Source organism: Streptomyces bluensis, from assembly GCF_014650715.1.
GTDB classification, from domain to species: domain Bacteria; phylum Actinomycetota; class Actinomycetes; order Streptomycetales; family Streptomycetaceae; genus Streptomyces; species Streptomyces bluensis.
The window spans coordinates 13,235-37,034 of sequence record NZ_BMVM01000008.1; the positions used below are offsets into that span (position 1 = coordinate 13,235).

The window sequence follows — 23,800 nt, forward strand, 5'->3', positions numbered from 1 at the left end:
GACCTGGGCGGGGAGCCGCGTCCAGAATGCCGAACATCTCACAAACCGGTCACAAGTCGCCTCAAACTCTGTCAATTGCCATGAGGTTGACGGTCCCGGAGGGATACGGAATCGAGCCCAACCTTGGCTGGAATGGTCATCTGCCGACATGCCGTAGGGCGTCCGCAACGGCTCGACGCGTCTCCTCCCGGGGCCCGCGTGGGCGTCGGGCACCCGCCCCCGCCGCGGACTACGCTTCGCAGGTGATGGACAAATCCGTACCGCCCCGTGCCGCCGCGCCCGGGCCCCGCCGCCGTGACCGGCACGGCAGGGGCATGCGTGGCCCCGTCGCACCGCCCCAGGTGCCCCTCGCGGCGAGCCGCGCCGAGGTGTTCGCGGACCTCGTGCAGGACTCCGTGGAGCGCCTCGAACGGCGCTGGCCGCAGCTCGCCGACATCGACTTCCTGGTTCTCCCGGTGCCGCGCCTCGACGGGCCGCGCGGGGCCGCCTGGAGCGATGAGGCGGTGCCGCTGGGGGGCACGATCCCCGCCCGGGAGGGCCGGCCCGCGCGTGTCGTCGTCTACCGACGGCCCGTCGAGATCCGCACCAAGGGGCGGGAGGAGCGGGCCGCGCTGGTTCACGAGGTCGTGGTGGAGCAGGTCGCCGAGCTTCTGGGGCTCACCCCGGAGACGGTGGATCCTCGGTACGGGGAGGACTGAGGGCGAGCGGGGGGGCGCCGCGAAGGGAGTCGCCCCCGCCGCCCTTACCCGTTCCCATGCCTGGGGGCTGCGCCCCCAGATCCCCCGCCGCTGAAGGACGCGCTCACTTCTGCAGTACCGACAAGTCCTGTTCCGCGTCCGGGACCGACACCGTGCCCCGGTCGTCCGGAAGGGGCTGCACCGTGAAGCCCGTGACGCCGCCGCTCGTGGTTTCGAGCATGCGGGAGCCGTAGACGGAACCGCCGGACACTGATTCGACCGTCAGTGCGTACGTGCCCTTCAGGCCGCTCGGGACGGGCACGGCCACGTTCTGGGTCGTGCCCGACTTGATCGTGTACGTCTTGGTCGCCGCCGTGCCGCCCTCGCTGCCCGGCGACGCCGTGACCTTGACCTGCGCGGTGCGCCCCGGCGCGGTGAGCGCGAGGGTGACGCCCTTGGAGCGGTTGTCGGCGACACTCGCGCGCGCACCCACCGCCCTGGTCCCGGGGATGAACGCCGTCTCCTGCTTGGTGCCCTTGCCGCGCACCACCCGCGCGGCGGCCACCACGGGCACCGCATCGTCCGTCGGTGTCAGCACCAGGGAGCCCGCCTCACCCCGTGTGACGTCGCCGAGGTCCACGGCCGCCGTCATGCCGGCCTTCACGTGCAGCGTGCCGTTGCCGACGGGGGTGAGCAGCCCTGAGGGAGTGGCGAGCCGGACCTTCAGTTCGGCGTCCTGCTCACCGGGCGCGAAGGCGACCAGGCGCACGGACGTCGCGTCCTTCGGGATGCCGGGGATCACCACGCTCCCCGCGGGATCGGCCGAGGGAGCGAGCCAGTCGCCGCCCGCCTTGGCGTCCAGCGCCTGGACGGCCGCGGCGACACGGCCGCTGCGCACACTCACGTGCACGGTCAGGTCCGTCTCCGCCGCTTCGGTGAGCGTGGACAGCAGCACCGGCTCGCTGGAGCGCGGCTTGACCGTGATGCCCTCCTCCACGGTCGTCTTGAGGGCGCCGTCCTTGCCGTACACCTCGATGTCGGCGACGGCGACGGAGTCGTCCGGGTTCGTCAGGTGGACGTAGTCGATGCGGTCGGCTCCGGTGCTGGCGGCCGGGAACCAGAACTCGGTGTCCGGAGCGGTGCAGTTGGTGCCGAGCAGCCCGCGCCCGCTGCCCGCGGCGACCTCGGTGGTCTCCTGGACGGTCCAGCCCGGCGCGTACTTCCCCTCGGCGAGACCGATCAGCGCGGGCGCCTCGGCTCCGTCGGTGCTGCCGGTGACGGGCTTGCCCGGGGCCTGCGGCTCCAGGACGGGCTTCGTGGCCTTGCCGGTCCGCTTCTTGCCGCCGTCGCCACCGCCGTCCGCCGCCCCCTCGCCCGCCGCCGCGAGTTCGGCCCTGCCCTTGGCCCCGGTCCCCTCCGTGACAGGCGTGAAGGAGGTGTACGTGGTCTCCGCGACGTCCGACGTGCTCGGCTGGGGGCAGAGCAGGCTCGTGCGCTCCACGGGCAGTTGGGCCGCCGCCCTGGCCGTGCCCTCGCCGGAGGCGTCGGGCGCGGTGAGCGCGGCGAAGCCGGTGACGGCGGCGAGCGCGGTCGCGCCGGCGATCAGGGACAGGGTCGTGCGGTTCACTGCTGGCTCCCGTCGGGGCGCTCACGGTCGGGGCGTTGCGACGGGTCGTACGTCGCGTCGTAGCCCTGGGGGTACGTCTGGGGGTACGTCTGGTCGTACGACGCGGTCGTGCCCCCGTAGGCGTACGGGTCGTACTGGCCGCCCTGCTGGGCGTCCGTCTGGTACGGGTCCGCCTGGTACGTCTGGTCGTACGTGCCCGCCGGGTACTGCTGGGCTCCCTGGTACGGGTCGTGCCCGTAGGTGCCGTGGTCAGTGCCCGCGTACCCCTGGGTGTCCCAGGTGCCGTAGGACTGCTGCTGCGGGACGGCTGCCGCTGCCGGGGCTGCCGGGGCCTCCTCCGGAGGAGGAGGCGTGGCGGCGGTCTGGTCGGTTCCCTCCCCGCTCGCGGCCTCGGCTTCGGCCTGGGCCCGCAGACGGCGGGCGCGGCGGCCGTCGCCGGTGATGTCCTGGGCGGGGACGACGGGCTCCTCGGGGAGGTCGTCGTCGACGTCGCGGCGGCGGCCCGGGAGAGCGAGGACGACGAGGACGAGGACGAGCGCGCCCTGTGCCCACAGCCAGCCGGTGTGGCTCATGGGGGCCTCGTAGGTGACGTCCAGCGTCCCGCCGTTCGGGGGGAGTTCGAAGCCCTGGGCCCAGCCGTCGACGGTGGTGCCCGTGAGCGGCCTGCCGTCCAGGGTGGCCGTCCAGCCCTCGTCGGCCGTGTCGGCAAGGCGCAGGACACGGCCCGATCCGCCGTCGGGGACGGTGGTGTGGATCTCGACGGGGCCGGCCGCGACGGGCTCCGGCTCGCCGGAGCCGGAGACGATGGTGGCGCGGGCGACCTGCCGGTCCACGCGCCACAGGGCGCTGCCGTCCTGCTGGCTGAGCCGGGTGAGGCCGGGCGTGGCGTCCAGGACGCGGCTGACCTCGCGGGGCGCGCCCTTGCGGACGAGGACGTAGCGCACGGCGAACCCGCCGAGTTCGTCGGCCTGGTCGGCGCCGGAGCCCGCCACGAGGTTGGCGACCACCTTGTCGAGCAGCTTGTTCTCGCCGCCCGCCGCCGCGAGTTCGGCGTCGCCCATGCGCGCACCGGAACCCCGGACGAGGCTGTAGCCGACCTTGGCGCCGGAGTGGCTGTCGAGGACCAGGGTGCGGGCCTGGTCGCGGGTGCCGCTCTCCTCGGCGACGAATGCGGGCACCTGCACCGGGTCGCGCCGCTCCAGGGGACCGTCGGCGCCGCGGATCATCCACCCGGCGGCGATCAGCAGGGGGCCGGCCGCCGCGGCGAACGCGATGAGCGCGGCCACCGGCTGGCGCCAGCCGAAGCTCTGCTCGGCCACGCGCGAGCGTGCCCCGTCGGCACCGAGCACGGCGGCGGCCAGCAGCGCGATGCCGTACACGAGGGTCGCGGGTCCGGCCCAGGTGGAGCCGTTCGAGAGGACCGCGAAGACGAGGGCCACGAGGGCGGCCGACCAGGCGGTCCAGATGGGCAACTGCCGCTCGGAGCGCAGCAGTGCGGCCAGTGCGGCCAGGACGACGCCGATGAGCATCAGCCCGCTGACCGTGCCGGGCCCGCCGGGACTGGCGCCGAGGAGGTCGGTGGCGGAGGCTGTGCCCTCCGTGTACTTCAGACCGGCCTCCCTGAAGAAGCCGAACGGCAGCAGCGTCAGCGACCAGGGGGCGAGGACCAGCAGCGGAGTGCCGAGCTGGACGAGGAAGCGCACCCCGTGGGCGGTGATGCCGCCGCGACGCAAGCCGAGCAGCCCGAGGCCGAGGACCAGGGCGATGGGCCACACGATGGGCGTGAACGCGGTGGTGACGGTCAGTAGCAGCGCGTACGCCCAGGTGGCGCGCCAACTGCCGGGTGCGCCCGAGGCGTTCGCGAGGCCGCCGGCCGCGACGCCCGCGCGCGCGATGAGCGGCAGCAGCACCGCGAGGACGGCGGTGCCGATGCGGCCGCCCGCGAGCGCGCCGGTGGCGGCGGGCAGGAAGGCGTACGCGACGGCCGCCCACGCGCGCAGCAGCCGGGACTGGACGAGCGGCCGTGAGGCGAAGTACGCCGTGAACCCGGCGAGCGGCACGGAGGCGACGAGCAGCACGGTGACCGCGAGCCCGGTGGAGCCCAGCAGCACCGAGGCGAGCATCGCGACGAGCGCCAGGTAGGGCGGCGCTGACTGGATGTCACCCGCGCCCACCGGATGCCAGCCGTCGAGGTAGCGCGCCCACAGCTCGCCGGCGTCGGCGGGCGCGGGCAGCAGCGCGCCGCCCGCGAGCGCGCCACCGCCGAGCAGTTCACGGCAGGCGACGAGCGAGACGAACAGCAGGACCGCGAAGAGCACGGGCCCGGGCTTGCGGGCGACGCGCTTGAGCCGGGCGAACTGCTCGACCTCCAGGAAGTCGGCGTCGTCGCCGCCGGGTCCGGACTCGACCGCGCCACCGTGCCGGCCGGCGGACGAGGACTCGGGGTCGGAGCGGCCCATCAGGTTGCCGGCGACCTGTTCGACGGTGGCCCGGACGGTCGCGCCGGGCGGCGGGAACAGGGCACGCAGCTCGCCCTTGTCGAGCTCGGAGCGGCCGCGCCTGCGGCGGCCCGCGATGATCCGTTCCGGACGCAGCAACGTGCCCAGAAGGCCCCGGATCTCGTCGACGGCCTGCCCGGGGACCTTGCCGACGAGGTAGGCGAGGGTCCGCAGCAGGGTGCCGAGCACGATCCGGACCAGCACCCACGGCAGCTGTGCCGTACGCGTGTTGACGAGCAGGGTGTAGACGGCGCCGGCCTTGTCGACCATGTGCGGGGAGGCGGCGCTGCGGCCCACGCAGTCGACGGTGCGGCGCTCGCGGGAGGCCGCCTCGGCGTGCCGTAGGACCGCTTCGGGGGCGACGAGGACGCGGTGTCCGGCGGCGGTGGCGCGCCAGCACAGGTCGACGTCGTCGCGCATCAGGGGCAGCCGCCGGTCGAAACCGCCGAGTTGTTCGAAGACGTCGCGGCGGATCAGCATGCCGGCGGTGGAGACGGCGAGGGCGGGCTTGACGTGGTCGTGCTGGCCCTGGTCCTGTTCGCGCCGGTCCAGGCCGGTCCAGCGGCGGCCGGAGTTGGCGATGGTGACGCCGACCTCAAGGAGCTGGCGGCGGTCGTACCAGCCGCGGAGTTTGGGGCCGACGACGGCGACGTCGTCCCGGCCCAGCTCGCGCTCGTTCTCGACGACCCTCAGCAGCTGGGCGAGCGCGTCCGGTTCGGGGGCGCAGTCGTCGTGCAGCAGCCACAGCCACTGCACCGGCTCCCCGTGGGGGAGCTCGGGCATGTCGTACGCCTCGTCGCGCCAGGTACGGGTGACCGGGTCCCAGCCGCTGGGGCGCTTGAGGTACGGCAGGTCGTCCGGGGTGAGCTCACCGGCGGTGCGGTTGACCTCGTCGACGGCCTGGCCGAAACCGGTGCGCCGGGCGAGGTGGAGGACCCGGTCGGCACCGAGGGCGTCGGTGAGCAACTGGGCGGACTCGTCCGCGCTGCCGGTGTCGGCCGCCATGACGTTCTGTACGGGGCGCTCCTGGCCGAGCACCCCGGCGAGCGCGTCGGGGAGCCAGCGGGCGCCGTCGTGGGCGACGAGCACCGCGGTCACCACGTGTCGCGGAAACTCGGGTGGGCGGGTCGGGTCGGACACCGCTGAGCGGGTCGGGTCGAACACCGCGGTGGCAGCGTCGTGGTGGGCTGCCGTGTGGCTGTGCACGGACATCGAGGTACGGGCCCCGGTTCGGTGGACTGTGGTCGACGCCTGTGTCCTGCGGGGACAGCGGACGTCTTGGACGAGCGACCACACTAACGGCTGGGCAGCAGAGCGGCCCGCCGCCTGTGGACAAGCCACCGGCGACGGGCCGATCGTTACGTAAGGGTGTGTGCTGTTTGGTCAGCGGTGCTCACGCGTGCGCGTGGCTGGTTCCAGTTGGTGCGCCGTCAGCTTCGGCTCCGCTGCCGCGGCGCGCACCATGCGTCTGTTTTCAGACAGCGGCCTTCTTCAGGCGGCGGCGCTCACGCTCCGACAGTCCGCCCCAGATGCCGAACCGCTCGTCGTTGGCGAGGGCGTATTCAAGGCACTCGGAGCGGACCTCGCAGGCGAGGCAGACCTTCTTGGCCTCGCGGGTCGATCCGCCTTTCTCGGGGAAGAAGGACTCGGGATCGGTCTGGGCGCAGAGCGCGCGCTCCTGCCAGCCGAGTTCCTCGTCCGCGTCGTCGACCAGCAGTTGCTGCACGAGCTCGGTCATGTGCGCCCCTCGTCTGTCTTTCGCGTCCCCGTCGTGCTGCCGTTACCGATTTCGGCTGAACGACACGAGTGAAATTACAAGTGTGCTGCTACGGGCGAGTCAAGCCGAGATCTGCTATTGAGCCCCTTATTCACTCTCCGGAACCAAGCCAATGCGGAAAGTGTTCAAATCGGCATAAACCATGACAGCGGCGGGGACCTGGAGCGCGTCCCCCTCCCATACGGGAAAAGACGTCCAGAAGTTCGATCCCGTTGCGGCCCGAACGCCGAAGCTCACCGAATCCGCCACGGAGGCCGCCCGCGGAGGCCGCGCCCGATGGGACGCCATGTGTCCCGAGAGCCCACGCACAAACCTTTCACCGGCCAGATGAACCGGAAGAGGTGAAACATCTCCCACATATCGGGCGTCAAGTTGACAGTCGAAGTGTGAACCGGTGTCCTAGTGGGCATGCTCGCGAACTTGGCACTCACCTCGACCCGCTCCGCCGGGTTCCCCGGTGCTGCCCACGCTCGCTGTAGCTGTCGCTGTTCCAGCTGTTGAGCCCAACGCGCTCCGGCTGCCACTGAGCCCACCCAGGGCTCGGCTGCTGTTCCCTCCGCCCGTACCAGGGCGCACCACAACGCCCGCGACCCGGGCGGACCAGCCGCTCCTCCCCACGCTTCCGCACACTTCCGCCGAGGAAACCCCACCCATGAACAGCGACAGCGACCTCCAGATCGCCGGCGACATCCTCGAAGTACCGCACCTCCTGCAGGCCCCGCGCGAGCACCCGGTCACCGTGGCCGAGTTCGCCGGCCTCGCCCGCTCCATCGCCGCCGACCGCTCCCAGTGGGAGCACCTCGTCCAGTACGACGCGACATCCCGCTGGTACCACCGGCTGCGCACCGGCCCCGGCTACGAGGTGTGGCTGCTGTCCTGGGTGCCCGGGCAGGGGAGCGGGCTGCACGGCCACGGGCGCTCCTCCGGCGTGCTCACCGTCCTCACCGGCGCCCTGACCGAGCGCACCGAGCGCGGCACGCGCGCCCTGGGCGCCGGCGCGCAGCGGGTGTTCGCGCCCGGATACGCGCACGAGGTGGTGAACGACGCACTCGAACCGGCGGTCAGCCTGCACGTCTACTTCCCGGGGCTGACGGAGATGCCGATGCGCCCCCAGTCCTCCATGGCGGACTCGGCCCGGTGCGCGGCTGCGTCCCCGTCCGCGGACGTGACCGCCTGAGGAGATCTGCGAACCGCCTGAGGGACGTCCGGCATGACTGCCTGACCCGTTGTCGTAGCCGCCTGCAACACTGTCCCACCCGTCACCCGGCCACCACCCCTCAAGGAGTCAGCCTGACGGCTGACACACTGTTTCAATGCGCATTGTGGTTCTGGCAGGCGGCATCGGTGGTGCCCGGTTCCTGCGTGGTCTGAAGCGGGCCGCGCCGGACGCGGACGTCACGGTCATCGGCAACACCGGGGACGACATCCACCTCTTCGGGCTGAAGGTCTGCCCGGACCTCGACACGGTGATGTACACACTCGGCGGCGGGATAAACGAGGAACAGGGCTGGGGCCGGGCCGACGAGACCTTCCACCTCAAGGAGGAGCTCACGGCGTACGGGGTGGGACCGGACTGGTTCGGGCTCGGGGACCGGGACTTCGCCACGCACATCGTGCGCACACAGATGCTGAGCGCCGGCTATCCGCTGAGCGCCGTGACCGAGGCGCTGTGCGACCGGTGGAAGCCCGGGGTGCGGCTCATCCCGATGTCGGACGACCGCATCGAGACCCATGTCGCGGTCACGCTGCCCGACAGCGGGGCCACCCCCGACTCCGGGGAGCGCAAGGCCATCCACTTCCAGGAGTACTGGGTGCGGCTGCGCGCCTCCGTTCCGGCCGAGGCGGTCGTGCCGGTGGGGGCGGAGCAGGCGAAGCCCGCGCCCGGTGTCCTGGAGGCCATCGCCGAGGCGGACGTGGTGCTCTTCCCGCCGTCCAACCCGGTCGTGTCCATCGGCACGATCCTCGCCGTGCCCGGCATCCGCGAGGGGATCGCCGACGCCGGGGTGCCGGTCGTCGGTCTCTCCCCCATCGTCGGGGACGCGCCGGTGCGGGGCATGGCCGACAAGGTGCTGGCCGCCGTCGGTGTCGAGTCCACGGCCGCGGCCGTCGCCGAGCACTACGGGTCGGGGCTGCTGGACGGGTGGCTGGTCGACACGGTGGACGCGGGCTCGGTGGAGCGCGTCGAGGCCGCCGGAATCCGGTGCCGGGCCGTGCCGCTGATGATGACGGACCTGGACGCGGCGGCGCGGATGGCCCGCGAGGCGTTGACGCTGGCCGAGGAGGTGCGGGGCGCTTGAGCAGCGAGTCGCCGAAGGGCACGGGCAGCGAGGTGTCGAGCGCTGTTCCCGGCTACCGTGTGTGGGCCGTTCCAGGGCTGCCCGAGGTGCAGCCGGGCGACGATCTCGCCAAGCTGATCGCCGCGGCCGAGCCGGGGCTCGCCGACGGGGACGTGCTCCTCGTCACCTCGAAGATCGTGTCCAAGGCGGAGGGCCGGGTCGTCGAGGCCACCGACCGCGAGGCCGCGATCGACGCCGAGACCGTACGGGTCGTGGCGCGCCGCGGGCCGCTGAGGATCGTCGAGAACCGGCAGGGGCTGATCATGGCCGCCGCCGGGGTCGACGCCTCGAACACCGCGCCCGGGACCGTGCTGTTGCTGCCCGAGGACCCGGACGCGTCCGCGCGGGACATACGGGAGGGGCTGCGGGACGCGCTCGGTGTCGACGTCGGCGTCCTCGTCACCGACACGTTCGGGCGGCCGTGGCGCATGGGGCTGACGGACGTCGCCATCGGGGCCGCGGGCATGCGCGTGCTCGACGATCTGCGGGGCGGGACCGACGCGCACGGCAATCCCCTCAGCGCGACCGTCGTCGCGACCGCCGACGAGCTGGCCGCCGCCGGGGACCTGGTGAAGGGCAAGGCCGCGGGGCTGCCCGTCGCCGTCGTACGCGGGCTGCCGCACCTGGTGGCCGGGGACGACGGCGACGGCGAGGGAGCGCGGGCGATGGTGCGCGGGACACGGGACGACATGTTCCGGCTCGGGACGTCGGAGGCCGTACGGGAGGCGGTGACCCAGCGGCGTACCGTACGGGCGTTCACCGACGAGCCCGTCGACCCCGGTGCCGTACGGCGTGCCGTGGCCGCGGCCGTCACCGCGCCGGCGCCGCACCACACCACTCCGTGGCGGTTCGTGCTGCTGGAGTCCGAGGAGTCGCGCCTCGGACTGCTGGACGCCATGCGGGACGCGTGGATCGCGGATCTGCGGCGGGACGGCAAGAGCGAGGAGTCCATCGCCAAGCGGGTCCGCCGGGGCGATGTCCTGCGGAACGCGCCCTACCTGGTCGTGCCCTGTCTCGTCATGGACGGCTCGCACACGTACGGAGACGCGCGGCGCGACGGGGCCGAGCGGGAGATGTTCGTGGTCGCCGCCGGGGCCGGGGTGCAGAACTTCCTGGTGGCGCTGGCCGGGGAGCGGCTCGGCTCCGCGTGGGTGTCGTCGACGATGTTCTGCCGGGAGGTCGTACGGGACGTGCTGGGGCTGCCGGAGGGGTGGGATCCCATGGGGGCCGTGGCGGTGGGCCACGCGGCTGAGGAGCCGAGGCAGCGGCCGGAGCGGGACGCGGGGGCCTTTATCGAGGTGCGGTGAACGTGGTGCACTGAATCGACGGCACCTTCTGTCTCTCCTTCTGTCTTTCCCTCTTCTGTCTCTCCCCTTCTCTCACTTCGCCCCCTCTCTCTTCGACCTCTGGGAACTCAACCGTGGCAGGACGTTTCGCACCGCGGCCCACGCGTACGACCGTGCGCGGTGGGCATGTCGTCGTACCCGGACCCAGGGGTGCGGCGCGGCCGGCTCCGGTGGCGGGGCGGACGCGGACGTGGGTGCCCGGCGGGCCGCTCGATCTGGGGCTGGTGCTCGGGCCGCTGCGGCGCGGGCCCGCCGATCCGACGTTCCGGGTGGCTCCGGACGGGTCCGTGTGGCGGGCCACGCGGACACCGGCCGGGCCCGGCACGCTGCGGGTCTCGTTGCGGGGCGGGGTGGCCCAGGCCGAGGCATGGGGGCCGGGCCGTGACTGGCTGCTGGACCAACTGCCCTCCCTGCTCGGGGCGTTCGACGATCCGGAGGCCTTCGAGCCGCGGCATCGGCTGGTCGCGCTGACACGGCACCGGCGGCCGGGGCTACGGCTGACGCGCACCGGGCTGGTGATGGAGTCGCTGATTCCGTCGATCCTGGAGCAGAAGATCACGGCAGGTGAGGCGTATCGGGCGTGGCGGTTGCTCGTACGGAAGTACGGGGAGCCGGCGCCGGGGCCCGTGCCGGGGCCGATGCATGTGATGCCGGCGGCGCGGACGTGGGCGCTGATCCCGTCGTGGGAGTGGCATCGGGCCGGGGTCGACAACAAGCGGGCGTCGGCGATTCTGCGGGCCGTCCGGATAGCCGCTCGGCTGGAGGAGGGAGCCGGGATGGCGCCGGAGGAGGCGCGTCGGCGGCTGGAGCTCGTACCGGGGATCGGGCCGTGGACCTCGGCGGAGACCGTGCAGCGGAGCCATGGGGCGGCGGATGCGGTGACCGTGGGAGATCTGCATCTGCCGGGGATCGTGGGATATGCGCTGACGGGCGACAGGGACGCGGATGACGCGGTGATGTTGTCGCTGCTGGAGCCGTATGCGGGGCAGCGGCATCGGGCGGCTCGGCTGATCCTGTTGTCGGGGCGCACCCCGCCTCGTCGTGTGCCGCGGATGCCTCGGGGGGATATCGGGCAGTTGTAGTTCGTTGCGGTTGTAGTTCGTTGCGGTTGTGGTCGGTTGCGGTTGTAGTCGGTGGCAGGTGTAGAGGGCGGTGCCGGACGGACTGGTCGGCTACTCGTCCGACGAGAAGCGCACCGCTGCCGTCGGGATTCTCGCGTCGCACCACACGCGTACGCCGTCCCGGAGTTCGTTGTCCGCCCCGATGACCGCGCCGTCGCCGATGACCGCGCCGGTGAGGATCGAGCGCTCGCCGATGCGTGCCCTGGCGCCGATCAGGGAGTCGGTGATGACGGCGCCGGGCTCCACGACGGCGCCGGCCAGGACCGTACTGCCGAAGACGCGCGCCCCCTCGCCGACGAAGGCGCCCTCGCCGACCACCGTGCCGCCGGTCAGCTTGGCGTCGCCGGCCACCCGGGCCGTGGGGAGGATCAGGCGGTCGCCGCAGCGGCCGGGGACGGCGGGGGACGGAGCCCGGCCGAGGACCAGGTCGGCGGAGCCGCGGACGAAGGCCGCCGGGGTGCCGAGGTCCAGCCAGTAGGTCGAGTCGACCATGCCCTGAAGGTGGGCGCCCGCCGCCAGCAGGTTCGGGAAGGTCTCGCGTTCGACCGAGACCGGGCGGCCCGTGGGGATCGTGTCGACGACCGAGCGGCGGAAGACGTACGCCCCCGCGTTGATCTGGTCCGTGACGATTTCCTCGGGGGTCTGCGGCTTCTCAAGGAAGGCGGTCACGCGGCCCGTCGCGTCCGTGGGGACCAGACCGTAGGCGCGCGGGTCCGTGACCTGTGTCAGGTGCAGGGAGACGTCCGCGCCGGTGGACCGGTGGGTCGCCACCAGGGCCCCGATGTCGAGGCCCGTGAGGATGTCGCCGTTGAAGACCAGGACAGGGTCGTCGGGCCCCGAGTGCAGGCGCGAGGCCACGTTGCGGATGGCGCCGCCGGTGCCGAGGGGCTCCTCCTCGGTGACGTACTCCAGGTGGAGGCCGAGCGCCGAACCGTCGCCGAAGTACGGCTCGAAGACCTCGGCCAGGTACGAGGTCGCCAGGACGATGTGGTCGACGCCCGCTGCGCTCGCCCGTGCCAACTGGTGGGTGAGGAAGGGGACGCCCGCCGCCGGAACCATCGGCTTCGGGGTGTGCACCGTGAGCGGACGCAGCCGGGTGCCTCTGCCACCGACCAGGAGGATCGCTTCTGTCACCTGTCGTCTCTGCTTCCTGCCGGGACCGGCCGAACTGAGTGCCGGCCGGCCAGTGTGTGCAGACGTGGGGTTGGTCGTGCGCGATCCGGAGCACCCAACTAGCGGCGCTACCGGCACTACCGGCTCTACCGGCTCTACCGGCTCTACCAGCGCTACCGGCTCTGGTACCGCGCCGCCTGCGAGCGGATCGTGCCGAGCCTGCTGTAGAGGCTGCGGCCGGGGCAGTCGGTGGCGAAGCCGTCCCGGTGGCCGGAGATCACGTTCAGTCGCACCTTCTTGCCCTTTGCGTAGAGATTGCCACCGCCCGACGTGAGATATGTCTTGCCGTTCGCGACTGCCCCGTAGAGCCCGAGTTTCCAGGCGGTGAGCTTCGCGATCCCCGTGACCGCGGCGCCGGACGGCTTCGTCGTGCCGTAGCTGCCGATGACGGCGACGCCCATGCTGTTCGCGTTGAACCCGCGGGTGTGGGCGCCCATGACGGCCTTGGCGACACCGCCCGCGCGGCCTTCGTAGATGGTTCCGCACTTGTCGATGAGGAAGTTGTAGCCGATGTCGCGCCAGCCGGTGCTCAGCACGTGGTACCGGTAGATGCTGCGGATGACCGAAGCTGCCTGCGAACAGCTGTAGTTGTTGCCCGACGCGGTGTGGTGCACAAAGGCCACCTTGACGCGTTTGGTGTAGAGGAACTGGCGTTCCCGCAGTTTCTCGTCGGCACCCCACCCGCGGCGTGTGACGATGGTCGGCCGTGGGGCGACGCGCGCGGCCACGCCGGGCTCCGCGGCGGCCTGCTGCTCGGCGTCCCGCGCGGACAGCGCGGGGATCTCCAGGGCGCCCAGCGGCGCGAGCTCCGCGTTCACGGCGGACGCGGCGGCCGCCTCGGCGGTCAGCGGTTCGAGGCGCGAGGCGTCCGCGGAGCCCCCGCCGACCGGTGGGGGCTCCGCGCCGACGCCCGGGTCGACGAGTTCGAGGCGCAGCCCCGAAGGGAGCGTCTGCACTCCGGGGACTCCTGTCCGGTGTTCGATCTCCGCGCGGACCCGTAGCTCGACCCCGTCCGAGGCGCCGACCCAGAGCGGCGCCGTCGAACCGCGTACGCGCCCGGAGGCGCGCTCGGCGGATTCCGGGTCCGCCGCGTGCTCCTGGTTGTGCGTCTCGATGTCCTGCCAGCCGGACCAGCGGGCCGTGCCGGTCGCCCGGGTACGGACCTGGACGCGGCCGCGGAGTTCGGTTTCCGGGTCGTCCCAGACGACGCCGACCATCGAGAACGAGCGCACGCCCCGGCGCGTGACGCCTTGTTCCGGTGCGGCCGGACCGCCCGCACGGTCGCCGCCGAGGGGGACGAGGGGGGCGAGGGGGATCGACTGGGTGCTGCCGGGCAGAGGCTCGACAGACCGGGGCTCACCGGACGCGGGCTCACCGGACGCGGGCTCACCGGACCGCGGGTTGACCGGCGCGGCCGAGGCCAGGGTCGCAGCCGAGGCCGGAGACGCGGGCAGGACCAAGGGGAGGGACAGGGCCGCGGCGCAGGTGACGCCGATCGAGGATGCCAGGAATCTACGCATACGCATGATCTTGGGCACAGTCATACTTATATGCATATCCAGGACTTAACGGATCGTCGGCCGAGTTCCCCCGAACCGGTGGTACGGCCGATCGACCACGCGGCCGTTCCCGGCTCGCGCCCCGCGTACGCTTGCCGCGTGAACGCCACCGACCGCACCCCTGCCGACCTGCTGCGATCCGCGCTCGCCGCGGACCCCGCGCGCCCCCTGGTGACTTTCTACGACGACGCCACGGGCGAACGAGTCGAACTGTCCGTGGCCACCTTCGCCAACTGGGTGGCCAAGACCGCGAACCTGCTCCAGGACGACCTCTCCGCCGAGCCCGGCGACCGGGTCGCGCTCCTGCTGCCCGCGCACTGGCAGACGGCCGTGTGGCTGCTGGCGTGCTCGTCGGTGGGTGTGGTCGCGGACGTGGCCGGCAGCCCGGCGGCGGCCGACATCGTGGTCAGCGGGCCCGACACGCTGGACGCCGCCCGCGCCTGCTCCGGGGAGCGCGTGGCGCTGGCACTGCGGCCGCTCGGGGGGCGTTTCCCGCAGCCGCCGCAAGGGTTCGCCGACTACGCCGTCGAGGTCCCCGGCCAGGGTGACCGTTTCCTGCCGTACGCGCCCGTCGATCCCGAGGAGCCCGCGCTGATCGTGGCCGGGCGGGAGTTCAGCGGTGCGGAGGTCGTGGAGCGGGCCCGGGCGGAGGCGCCCGCGCTGGGCCTGACCGGGCCCGGGTCACGGTTGCTGTCGGGGTTGCCGTACGACACGTGGGAGGGGCTGGCCGCCGGGTTGTACGCACCCCTCGCGACGGGTGGGTCCGTGGTGCTGTGCCGGCATCTCGACCGGCTCGGGGAGCTGTCGCTGGCCCAGCGGGTCGAGCGCGAGTGCGTGACGGCGACGGCCCGCTGAGGCCCCCGGCACCCCCCGGTCCCCCATTCGGCCCACTCCCGGCCGCCATCCCCGCCCTTCCTGAGGCATCGTCGTGAGAGCACGTCGCTCGTACGACACGAGGGGGTGACCCCGAGGTGAGAGGTACCGAGGGCGCCCCGGGCGGCATACGTCGGCGGCGGGAGTGGCTGAAGTGGGGTGCGGTCGGGCTGGCCGTGCTCACGGTCGGGGCCGTCGGCGTCGGGTGGGCGGCGTACGAGAAGCTGGACGGGAACATCACGCCGGACACCGAGACGGCGAACGAACTCGCCCGGTACGAGAAGGAGCGCCCCACCGCGCTGGTGCGCGACGCGCAGAACATCCTGCTGATCGGTTCGGACTCACGGTCGGGAGCGGGTAACCACGGGTACGGGCAGGACTCCGGCGCCGAGCACTCCGACACCACGATCCTGCTGCACCTCGCGGCCGACCGGCGCAGCGCCACCGCGGTGTCCCTGCCCCGCGACCTGATGGTGAAGGTGCCCAGTTGCCTGAGGCGGGACGGGACGCGCACCAGGCCCGTGTTCACCGTGTTCAACCAGGCCTACCAGATGGGCGGATCGGCGTGCACGATCCGTACGGTCGAGAGGCTGACGGACATCCGTGTCGACCACCACATCGTGGTGGACTTCCGCGGTTTCAAGGAGATGGTCGACGCGCTCGACGGCGTCGAGGTCTGCATGACGAAACCCATCGACGACGAGGCGGCCAAGCTGCGGCTGCCCGCGGGCAAGGTGCGGCTCGACGGCGAACAGGCCCTCGGTTATGTGCGCGCCCGCAAATCCCTGGGCGACGGCAGTGACACCGAGCGGATGGACCGCCAGCAGCGGTTCCTCGGCGCACTGGTGAGCAAGGTGCAGAGCAATGGCGTCCTGCTGAGCCCGGGCAGGCTCTATCCCGTGCTGGACGCGGCCACTTCGGCGCTCACGACGGACCCGGCGCTGGCCAGTTTGCGGGGTTTGTACGACCTCGTGCGAGGCATGCGCATGATCCCTACGGGAAACGTGCAATTCCTGACCGCTCCCCGCCGGTCGTATCCCTTCGACACCAATCGCGACCAACTCGTGGAGCCCGCGGCACAGAAACTCTTTGCGCAGTTGCGCGCGGACGCGCCAGTGACGGTGGTCACAGAGAATACGGAGGATTCCGGCTCAAAAAGCCGCAATGCGGCGCCGGAAGTCGCGGATCGAAGTGAACGCCGGACCGGAGAGAATCCGTACAGGGAGTCGAACACGCACCCGCATGACTACAGCGAGTCCCCTGGGGACACGGGCGAGGAGGGCTCCCGTGAGTCCGATCCGGCTCCCACTTTCCGCGGCAGCACGGCCGCCGAGGGCACCTGTAGGTAAAACGCACGTCAACGCAGGGAACAAATGCACTAAGAAATGGGCGGATTGCCCAGTTGTATGGACGTGGAATTTGTCACCGCCGTCGCTTGACGCCTAATCGGGCGGATAGTGTGAGCGATCCGGTGTGCCGGGCCTTCTTCGGCCGCGCACCACTTGCACGAGACCCGAGCGCCTTTTGAGGGGGAAGGCGCCGCGTGGCCCCATCGGAGGAATCGGACAACCGTGGACGCGCAAGGCCGTGGGCGGGCGGATGACATCGACCCCGCAGACCAGTGGGTGCTCAACCCGAACACCGGTGAATACGAACTGCGACTGACCCCTTCCGCACCGCAGTCAACGGTGCCGAGGCCCCGGAGGAACGGTGCGGGCGCCACGGGGAAGCGCTCCGCCGGACCCCGTACGGAAACCATGACGGCGGGACCGGCCACCCGGGAGATGCCGGAGGTCGTGCCGGGGCAGCGCCGTCGGCGTGGCGCGCCGCCCGGGCCGCCGCCGGGACGCCGCCGGCCGAAGCCCAAGGCCAAGGGCAGGAAGGTTCTCGTCTGGACGGGCGGCGTGCTGGCCTTCGTCCTCGTCGGCGGGAGCGCGGCAGGCTACGCCTATTACCGGCACCTCAACGACAACATCACGGCGCTCTCCGACGACGGCGCGAGCACCGGCGGCTTCAGCACGGACCGCGCGATCAACATCCTGATCATCGGCACCGACAAGCGCAGCGGCAAGGGCAACGAGGGATACGGCGACACCGGGAGCGCCGGCCACGCGGACACCACGATCCTGCTGCATGTCTCCAAGGACCGTTCGAACGCGACCGCGATGAGCATCCCGCGGGACATGGTCGTGGACATCCCGGACTGCCCGACCACGCAGGAGGACGGCAGCACCAAGGACATCCCGGGCACGCCCGGTACCCGCTTCAACGTGAGCCTCGGCCAGGCCGGGCGCACCCCGAGCTGCACGATGCGGACCGTCACGGAGCTGACCGGGATCAAGCCGGACCACTTCATGGTGGCCGACTTCAACGCGGTGAAGACGCTGTCCACGGCGGTCGGCGGTGTCGAGGTCTGCCTGAAGAAGGACATCGACGACCCGAAGTCCCACCTGAAGCTGCCCAAGGGCAGGTCCGTCATCCAGGGCGAGCAGGCGCTGTCGTTCGTGCGCACCCGGTACACCGTCGGCTTCGGCAGCGACCTCAGCCGGATCGAGCTCCAGCAGCAGTTCCTCAGCTCGCTGATGCGCAAGCTGAAGTCGAACGACACGCTGACCAGTCCCTCGAAGATGCTGAAGCTGGCCGAGGCCGGCACCAAGGCACTCACCGTCGACTCAAGGATCGCGGACATCAGCAAGCTCGCCGCGCTCGGCCAGGAGGTCGGCAAGGTCAACACCAAGAACCTCACCTTCACGACCGTCCCCGTCGTCGACAACACCGACGGCGCGACCGTGCTGCCCGCTCCGGAGAAGGCCCAGGCGCTGTTCGACACGATCCGGAACGATGTGTCGCTCTCCGAGGTGAAGAAGCAGGAGAAGGCCAAGGAGGCCGCCAAGCTCAAGGGCCCGCGGGCGGAGGCCTCCGAGGTCCGGGTGGACATCTACAACGGTGGCGCCCGCGCCGGCAGCGCACAGGAGACCCTCACCTACCTGCAGAACGACGAGGGCGTCACCAAGTCCAGTCAGCTCGGCAACGCGGACAAGAACCAGGCCAAGACGACCCTCGCGTACGATCCCGACCAGGCCGACCAGGCACGCAAGCTGGCCGACATACTGGGCCTGCCCGCGTCGGCGCTGAAGCCCGGTGACGGCAACAGCGAGAGCAACGCACAGGGGCTGCCCGCGATGGTCCTCACCCTCGGCGAGGACTTCAAGGGCGCCGGGAAGTCGGGGAGTTCGTCCGCGGCCGATCTGGACGTGGAGAAGAACACGGCGGACAAGGAAACGTGCGCCGAGTGATGACCTGACGGGGTCATTCCGCGTCTCACCATGTGTGAGGTGTGTCCGGGCCGGACACGAGAGCGCGTCCCGAGCGGGCGCGCGCGTGTCCGGCCCGGGCGCGTACTCCTGTCCGGGGACGCCGGACGGGCGGGCGCAACGGGGCGTCCGGGGCCGGGCGTACGAACGTGTCATACGGATCGGTCCTGTGATGTGTTCAACCAGTTGTGAGTACATCCCCGTTGGGCCTTCGAAAGTCCAACAGGGCGCGGGAACGGTCCCGTTCGGCAGGCAGGGTGGGAGGGCACGGAGTTGGTGCGCGGTGGTGTGCGAGAGGATCGTTGCCGGCCAGGGGTACGGGAGGCCGGTGCGGGCGGTGGCGACGGCCCGTACGACGCCGAGAGCGGCCCGAAGACGGACGACGCCTCGGCATCCGAGCCGCAGGGCGACGAACAGCACGGCGGGGGTGGCCAGGGGCGCGCGAGCGCTCCCGGACGCCCGCGCCGCAGACGCCGCGTCCTGCGCTGGTCGGCGACCGTCCTGGCGGTGCTGATACTCGGCACCGCGGGCGCCGGTTACCTCTACTACGAGCACCTCAACGGCAACATCAAGAAGGACGACCTGAACCTCGGTGACACGGACATCGCCAGGCCGACACCGAACGCGGCCGGTCAGACCCCGCTGAACATCCTGCTCATCGGCTCGGACGCGCGGGACACCAAGGAGAACCAGAAGCTCGGCGGCGCCAGGGAGACCTTCGGCGGCAAGCCGCTCGCGGACGTCCAGATGCTGCTGCACCTGTCCGCCGACCGCACCAACATGTCGGTGATCAGCATGCCCCGCGACACGCTGCTCCAGATCCCCAAGTGCACGGACCCCGACGACGGCAAGGTGTACCCGGCGTCCGCGGGCCCGGTGATGACCAACCAGTCGCTGGGCCGCGGCGGTCCCGGCTGCACGGTCGCGACCTGGCAGGAGCTGACCGGGATCCGCATCGACCACTTCATGATGGTGGACTTCGCGGGCGTGGTGTCGATGGCCGACGCGATCGGCGGCGTCCCCGTGTGCGTCAAGGACAACATCTACTCCAAGGACAGCCAGGGGCACGGCTCCGGCCTGAAGCTGGAGAAGGGCACGACGTACATCAAGGGCGAGCAGGCACTGCAATGGCTGCGCACCCGGTACGGCTTCGAGGACGGCAGCGACATCGCACGCGCCAAGGCACAGCACCAGTACATGAACGCGATGGTCCGCGAGCTGCGCGAGAACGCCACGATCAGCAACCCGAACAAGCTGCGCAACCTGGCCGAGAAGGCCACGGACGCCCTGACCGTCGACGCCGGCCTGGGCACCGTGAAGGAGCTGTACGACCTCAGCACCGAGCTGCGCGGCGTCGAGCCCGAGCGGATCACGATGACGACGATGCCGTACACGTACGTCGGCGCCCGTGTGATCCCGAAGGAGGGCGACGCCGAGCAGCTGTTCCGGCTGGTGCGTGAGGACATCGCGCTGGACGGCAAGGACGAGAAGAAGCCGGCCGCGGAGGAAACCTCGTCCGACCCGGCCGCGCCGGAGGACGAGATCGGCGTGCTCGTACAGAACGGCACGAGGACACAGGCGCTCGCGCCGGCCGCCGGGCGCGCGAGCACGGTGAGCGGACTGCTCGTGGAGAAAGGCTTCACCAGGACCACGGCCGACCAGACCACGGCGGTGACCGAGGACGAGACCGTCGTGCGCTATCCGAGCGCGGAGCTGGAGGGCGACGCCCAGGCGGTCGCCAAGGCCCTGGGCATCCCGCTGGGCCAGGTGGAGAAGTCGACCGACGTCAGCGGGGTCACGCTCGTCGTGGGCGCGGACTGGCGCGAGGGGACGGCGTACCCGGCGAAGAAGGAGGACGACACGACGCCCGAGTCCGCCGACGCCCTGAACGGCGCCAACAAGAAGGCGTGCATGGAGGTGAACCCGAACTTCACCTGGTAGCTCCCGCGCCCTGGCGGCTCCCGCATGGCGGAGTCTCGCCGTCCGCCCGATGGCGAGGGGTGGCCGGGTGGCGTACCACGGAGGGTGAGGGGCCCGTACGGGGCCCCCGTCCCCCGAGGAGGAGCCATGCAGCCGACCGGATCGATGACCCCCATGAGCAAGGAGATGCAGGACTGCGTCCAGGCGTGCATGTCCTGCCACGCCACGTGCGAGGAGGCCATGAGCTCCTGCATGCAGATGGGCGGTCAGGCCCAGATGCAGATCATGCGCACGCTGATGGACTGCTCCGAGATGACCCGCATGTGCGCGGACATGATGATGCGCCGGTCGCCGCTGTCGGCGGAGATGTGCGCCCTGTGCGCTCGCGCGTGTGACATGTGCGCCGAGGCGTGTATGTCCATGCCGGACGACCCCCACATGATGCGGTGTGCCGAGGCGTGTCGCCGCTGCGCGGACATGTGCCGCACGATGGCGGCCGCCCGGGCGTGACCCATCTGGTCGAGCCGAGGACGGCGAGAGGCCGCGTATCAGCGCGGCCTCTCACTGTTCCGGCGTGACCTGTTCCGGCGTGACCTGTTCCGGCGTGACCTGTTCCGGCGTGACCTGTTCCCGCGTGACGCGGTCAGTTCCCCGAGACGGTCACCTTCTCGTCGTTCTTCAGTTCGCTGACCAGCTGCTTGACCTTCGCGGTGTCCCACTGGAGGTTGCCGTTCGGGGAGTTGCCCGAGAGCGGGATGTTCATGGACGTGCCGTCGCCGCCCGTGACGCCCTTCATGGCCCAGAACATCTGGCCCAGGTCCCACAGGCTCATGTCCTTGTCGACGATCAGGGTGTCGAGACCCGCGCTCATCGTCGGGTACAGCTTGAACGGGTTGAGGATCGTGCTCGGCGTCGCCGTCTGGCTGGCCAGGGCGGAGAGGAACTTCTGCTGGTTCTTCGTGCGGTCCAGGTCGCTGCCGGCGAGGGCGTACCGGGTGCGGACGAAGGCGAGGGACTGCTCACCGTTCAGGGTCTGCTTGCCCGCCTCGAAGTTGGCACCGGACTTGGTGTCCTTCATGCCGCCCTTGGGAATGTCGATCTCCACGCCGCCGACCGCGTCGACGATGTTCGCGAAGCCCGCGAAGCCGATCTCCACGTAGTGGTCGATGTGCAGGCCCGTGTTGGCCTCGACGGTACGGACCAGCAGCTCGGGCCCGTCCTCCGCGTACGCCGCGTTCAGTTTCACCTGACGGCCGGTGCCCTCGTAGGTCTTGCCGGACTCGGAGCCCTTGTAGCTGGGGATCGTGACGTTCGAGTCGCGGGGCAGCGAGATGAGCGTGGGCCCGTTGCTGCCGGTGTGCAGGAGCAGCATCGAGTCCGTGCGCTTGCCCTCGGCGGACCCGGTGCGGAGCTTCTTCTTCTGCTCGTCGGACAGGCCGGCGCGGCTGTCGGAGCCGACGATCAGGTAGTTCGTGCCGTCTCCCGCCTCGGGCCGGTCGATCACCTTGGAGAGGTCGACCTCGCGGTTCAGCTTGGAGTCCGCCCAGAAGTACGTGCCGACGGACCACGCGACCAGCACGGTCACCAGGGTTATCGCGGTCACCTTGATACGGCGGCGCCAGTTGGGGGCGGGCCGGTCGCCGTGTCCCCCGTAGCCGCCGCGGCCCCCGGACCCGCCGCCGCGCTGCCCGTAGACCTGACCCGTGTTGTATCCGTCGTCGTACGGCTCGGGCCTGCCGTAACCATCGCCGTACCCGTCGTTGTACGACGGCTGCGGCGGTACCGCGCCGTGCGGGGGTGCGCCTGCGGGGCCGCGTCTCACCTGTCGCATCACGCGCGCGCCCTCGGGCTGTGCGCTCGCACCACCGTGGCCGTAGCCACCGCCACGGTTGCTGTCGGACCATCCCTCGGGCCAGTTATTCATGCGCCCCAGTGTGCAGTGCCCGGCCATGCCCTTTACAAGGGTCGTCGAAAAACAGAGGCGGGCCTGTTGCGAAGCTAACACATATCGCACAAATGTCAGTGCGGCGTGTGGTCGGGGCATCACAGAGCGCCGGAAGGTGCACGTAGGGCCCGTCTTCCCGTCCTCGCCCCCGGCCCGTCACGGGCACGAGACCTCGTCCCCGGTCACCACCCCGGACTCCCCTTGGTCCGCGTCGGCGGCGCGGACCTTCCGTACCTTCTTGAAGTCCGTCCCGACGATCACCTTCAGGGTCGCCCCCTGGCCCGGCACTTCCCGCATCTCGGCCCCCGGAAGGGCGGCCGCGAGGGACCGGGCGGAGCGGTCCCAGCGCGGGTCGTACGCGACGATCGTGCGCTCCACGTTCCGGACCTGCGCGTTCACGGGCACCCCGGTCGTGCGGAACCCGATGGCCGCGAGCCGGCCGTCGACCCGCTTGCCGAGCCCGTCCACGACCGTGCCGTTCTCCACCTGGACGTGGATCCGCTCCGGAGCGACCTCGACACGGACGGCACGGCTCCGTCGTACCTTGTGCGGGGCCAGGGGCCGGTCGTCGCGCAGGGCCTCGAAGAGGCGGTCCGACCTGGCCTCGTCCCACTTCAGCGTCGAGCCACCCCCCTTCACGGCGTACCCCATCTGCCCGATGGGGACCGTAGTGAATTCGGAGGAGGCGGGCGAGAAGTTACGCATCGCCCGCCCCAGGGTGAGCAGTTCCCTCGTGCCGAACCCCTCGTCCGCGCGCACCGATCCGAGGACGGCCCCGGTGACATCACGGAACTTCATCGGGTTCAGCAGCACCCCGGAAGACGTGGACTGCTCGATGAGCGAGGCCAGGAAACGCTGCTGGCGCTGCATCCGGCCCAGGTCGGAGGACCCGTCGGCGTGGCGGGAGCGCACGTACTGCAGGGCCTGGCCGCCGTTCAGCCGGTGCGAGCCCGCGGGGAGGTCGAGGCCCGTGTACCGGTCGTGCAGCGGGTAGGGGGTGCAGATCTCGACGCCGCCGAGCACGTCCACGGTCTTCATGAAGCTGATGAAGTCGATCTCCAGGTAGTGGTCGATCTTGACCTTCGTCATGTGCTCGACCGTGCGCACGGTCAGTTGCGGGCCGCCCTCCGCGTACGCCGCGTTCAGCTTGATCGGATGCGGGGCGTGCGACGTGCCGGTGTTGCGGTCGGTGTGCTCGGGCGTCTCGGCGTACGAGTCACGCGGCAGGCTCACCACGCTGGCGCGCTCCCGGTCCGCCGAGATGTGCACGATCATCATCGTGTCCGTGCAGTGACAGGGGGCCCCGCCGAGCCGGTACCTGTGCCGCTCCTCCTCCGTGACCTGGTCGCGCCCGTCCGTGCCGACGAGCAGGATGTTCGTGCCGTGGCCCGCCTCCGGGCGGTTCTTCATGTCCTTGAAGGGATCGACGCGGGCGATGTCGTTGTCGAGGCCGGTGAGCATCGCGTGCCCGATGCCCGCGGAGGCGAGCACCATCACGGAGAGGGTGGTCACCGCCCGTACGGCCCAGCCCGACCTGGTGCGCCGTACGCGCGGCCGGCGCGGGCGGGACGTCCTCGGCCGGGCAGGGTGGCGGGGCGGTCGGGGCACGGGGAACACCTCCGCGATGACTGGGG

Annotated in this window: 17 protein-coding genes; 10 read left to right on the plus strand and 7 right to left on the minus strand. The window is 71.3% G+C overall.

Going from position 1 to position 23,800, the window contains the following annotated elements; all coding sequences use genetic code 11:
* Positions 1-245: 245 nt before the first annotated feature.
* Positions 246-698 (plus strand): metallopeptidase family protein, encoded by a 453-nt coding sequence (locus IE262_RS20385; protein ID WP_134042747.1) that lies wholly within the window; start codon positions 246-248, stop codon positions 696-698.
* 103 nt (positions 699-801) lie between these two features.
* Here IE262_RS20385 and IE262_RS20390 read toward each other — a convergent pair whose 3' ends face one another.
* The 3 genes from IE262_RS20390 to IE262_RS20400 all read right to left on the minus strand — a co-directional run bounded on the left by IE262_RS20390 (position 802) and on the right by IE262_RS20400 (position 6,540).
* The gene (locus IE262_RS20390) at positions 802-2,304 is read right to left on the minus strand and encodes a DUF5719 family protein (RefSeq protein ID WP_189875436.1); all 1,503 of its coding nucleotides are present in this window, start codon (positions 2,302-2,304) and stop codon (positions 802-804) included.
* Entirely contained in the window at positions 2,301-6,014 is a 3,714-nt protein-coding gene (locus IE262_RS20395; protein ID WP_189875438.1) for a glycosyltransferase family 2 protein, read from the minus strand. Before IE262_RS20395 ends, IE262_RS20390 begins: the two co-directional genes overlap by 4 nt.
* 262 nt (positions 6,015-6,276) lie before the next feature.
* Entirely contained in the window at positions 6,277-6,540 is a 264-nt protein-coding gene (locus IE262_RS20400) for a WhiB family transcriptional regulator (RefSeq protein ID WP_003975777.1), read from the minus strand.
* A 691-nt stretch (positions 6,541-7,231) separates the two neighbouring features.
* Here IE262_RS20400 and IE262_RS20405 point away from each other — a divergent pair.
* From IE262_RS20405 to IE262_RS20420, 4 genes are all read left to right on the plus strand, one after another.
* Entirely contained in the window at positions 7,232-7,756 is a 525-nt protein-coding gene (locus IE262_RS20405; protein WP_189875440.1) for a cysteine dioxygenase, read from the plus strand.
* A gap of 136 nt (positions 7,757-7,892) precedes the next feature.
* Positions 7,893-8,876, plus strand: coding sequence for a 2-phospho-L-lactate transferase (cofD, locus tag IE262_RS20410; protein WP_134042691.1), 984 nt, complete (start codon positions 7,893-7,895; stop codon positions 8,874-8,876).
* Complete coding sequence (locus IE262_RS20415; RefSeq protein ID WP_229877363.1) at positions 8,873-10,222, plus strand: coenzyme F420-0:L-glutamate ligase; 1,350 nt, start codon at positions 8,873-8,875, stop codon at positions 10,220-10,222. Before cofD ends, IE262_RS20415 begins: the two co-directional genes overlap by 4 nt.
* Positions 10,223-10,335: 113 nt before the next feature.
* Positions 10,336-11,343, plus strand: coding sequence for a DNA-3-methyladenine glycosylase family protein (locus tag IE262_RS20420; RefSeq protein ID WP_189875443.1), 1,008 nt, complete (start codon positions 10,336-10,338; stop codon positions 11,341-11,343).
* 90 nt (positions 11,344-11,433) lie between these two features.
* Here the strand turns inward: IE262_RS20420 and manB are convergent, their stop codons facing one another.
* Both manB and IE262_RS20430 read right to left on the minus strand, forming a co-directional pair.
* A complete protein-coding gene (gene manB, locus IE262_RS20425) occupies positions 11,434-12,516 on the minus strand; it encodes a mannose-1-phosphate guanylyltransferase (protein WP_189875445.1) in 1,083 nt (360 codons plus the stop codon).
* Positions 12,517-12,668: 152 nt separating this feature from the next.
* Positions 12,669-14,099 carry a peptidoglycan recognition protein family protein gene (locus IE262_RS20430; RefSeq protein WP_229877364.1) on the minus strand — a complete coding sequence of 477 codons (1,431 nt, stop codon included), beginning with the start codon at positions 14,097-14,099 and terminating at the stop codon, positions 12,669-12,671.
* Between the two features lie 114 nt (positions 14,100-14,213).
* Between IE262_RS20430 and IE262_RS20435 the strand changes: the two genes are divergently transcribed.
* The 5 genes from IE262_RS20435 to IE262_RS20455 all read left to right on the plus strand — a co-directional run bounded on the left by IE262_RS20435 (position 14,214) and on the right by IE262_RS20455 (position 20,731).
* Positions 14,214-14,969 carry a TIGR03089 family protein gene (locus IE262_RS20435; protein WP_189875447.1) on the plus strand — a complete coding sequence of 252 codons (756 nt, stop codon included), beginning with the start codon at positions 14,214-14,216 and terminating at the stop codon, positions 14,967-14,969.
* A gap of 116 nt (positions 14,970-15,085) precedes the next feature.
* The gene (locus tag IE262_RS20440; protein ID WP_189875449.1) at positions 15,086-16,336 is read left to right on the plus strand and encodes an LCP family protein; all 1,251 of its coding nucleotides are present in this window, start codon (positions 15,086-15,088) and stop codon (positions 16,334-16,336) included.
* A gap of 222 nt (positions 16,337-16,558) precedes the next feature.
* The gene (locus IE262_RS20445) at positions 16,559-18,283 is read left to right on the plus strand and encodes an LCP family protein (protein WP_189875451.1); all 1,725 of its coding nucleotides are present in this window, start codon (positions 16,559-16,561) and stop codon (positions 18,281-18,283) included.
* 291 nt (positions 18,284-18,574) lie between these two features.
* Positions 18,575-20,242 carry an LCP family protein gene (locus IE262_RS20450; protein WP_189875453.1) on the plus strand — a complete coding sequence of 556 codons (1,668 nt, stop codon included), beginning with the start codon at positions 18,575-18,577 and terminating at the stop codon, positions 20,240-20,242.
* Positions 20,243-20,368: 126 nt separating this feature from the next.
* Positions 20,369-20,731 carry a four-helix bundle copper-binding protein gene (locus IE262_RS20455; protein WP_189875455.1) on the plus strand — a complete coding sequence of 121 codons (363 nt, stop codon included), beginning with the start codon at positions 20,369-20,371 and terminating at the stop codon, positions 20,729-20,731.
* Positions 20,732-20,864: 133 nt separating this feature from the next.
* On the opposite strand, the gene IE262_RS20460 is transcribed toward IE262_RS20455, so the two are convergent.
* Entirely contained in the window at positions 20,865-22,145 is a 1,281-nt protein-coding gene (locus IE262_RS20460) for an LCP family protein (RefSeq protein WP_189875457.1), read from the minus strand.
* A gap of 177 nt (positions 22,146-22,322) precedes the next feature.
* Positions 22,323-23,774 carry an LCP family protein gene (locus IE262_RS20465; protein ID WP_444545232.1) on the minus strand — a complete coding sequence of 484 codons (1,452 nt, stop codon included), beginning with the start codon at positions 23,772-23,774 and terminating at the stop codon, positions 22,323-22,325.
* Between the last annotated feature and the right edge of the window lie 26 nt (positions 23,775-23,800).

Bases quoted from the DNA above. Each gene is read 5' to 3' on its own strand.
- IE262_RS20385 (WP_134042747.1), top strand. From the start codon at position 246: ATGGACAAATCCGTACCGCCCCGTGCCGCCGCGCCCGGGCCCCGCCGC.
- IE262_RS20400 (WP_003975777.1), bottom strand. From the start codon at position 6,540: ATGACCGAGCTCGTGCAGCAACTGCTGGTCGACGACGCGGACGAGGAA.
- IE262_RS20460 (WP_189875457.1), bottom strand. From the start codon at position 22,145: ATGAATAACTGGCCCGAGGGATGGTCCGACAGCAACCGTGGCGGTGGC.
- IE262_RS20430 (WP_229877364.1), bottom strand. From the start codon at position 14,099: ATGACTGTGCCCAAGATCATGCGTATGCGTAGATTCCTGGCATCCTCG.
- cofD (WP_134042691.1), top strand. From the start codon at position 7,893: ATGCGCATTGTGGTTCTGGCAGGCGGCATCGGTGGTGCCCGGTTCCTG.
- IE262_RS20455 (WP_189875455.1), top strand. From the start codon at position 20,369: ATGCAGCCGACCGGATCGATGACCCCCATGAGCAAGGAGATGCAGGAC.
- IE262_RS20405 (WP_189875440.1), top strand. From the start codon at position 7,232: ATGAACAGCGACAGCGACCTCCAGATCGCCGGCGACATCCTCGAAGTA.
- IE262_RS20395 (WP_189875438.1), bottom strand. From the start codon at position 6,014: ATGTCCGTGCACAGCCACACGGCAGCCCACCACGACGCTGCCACCGCG.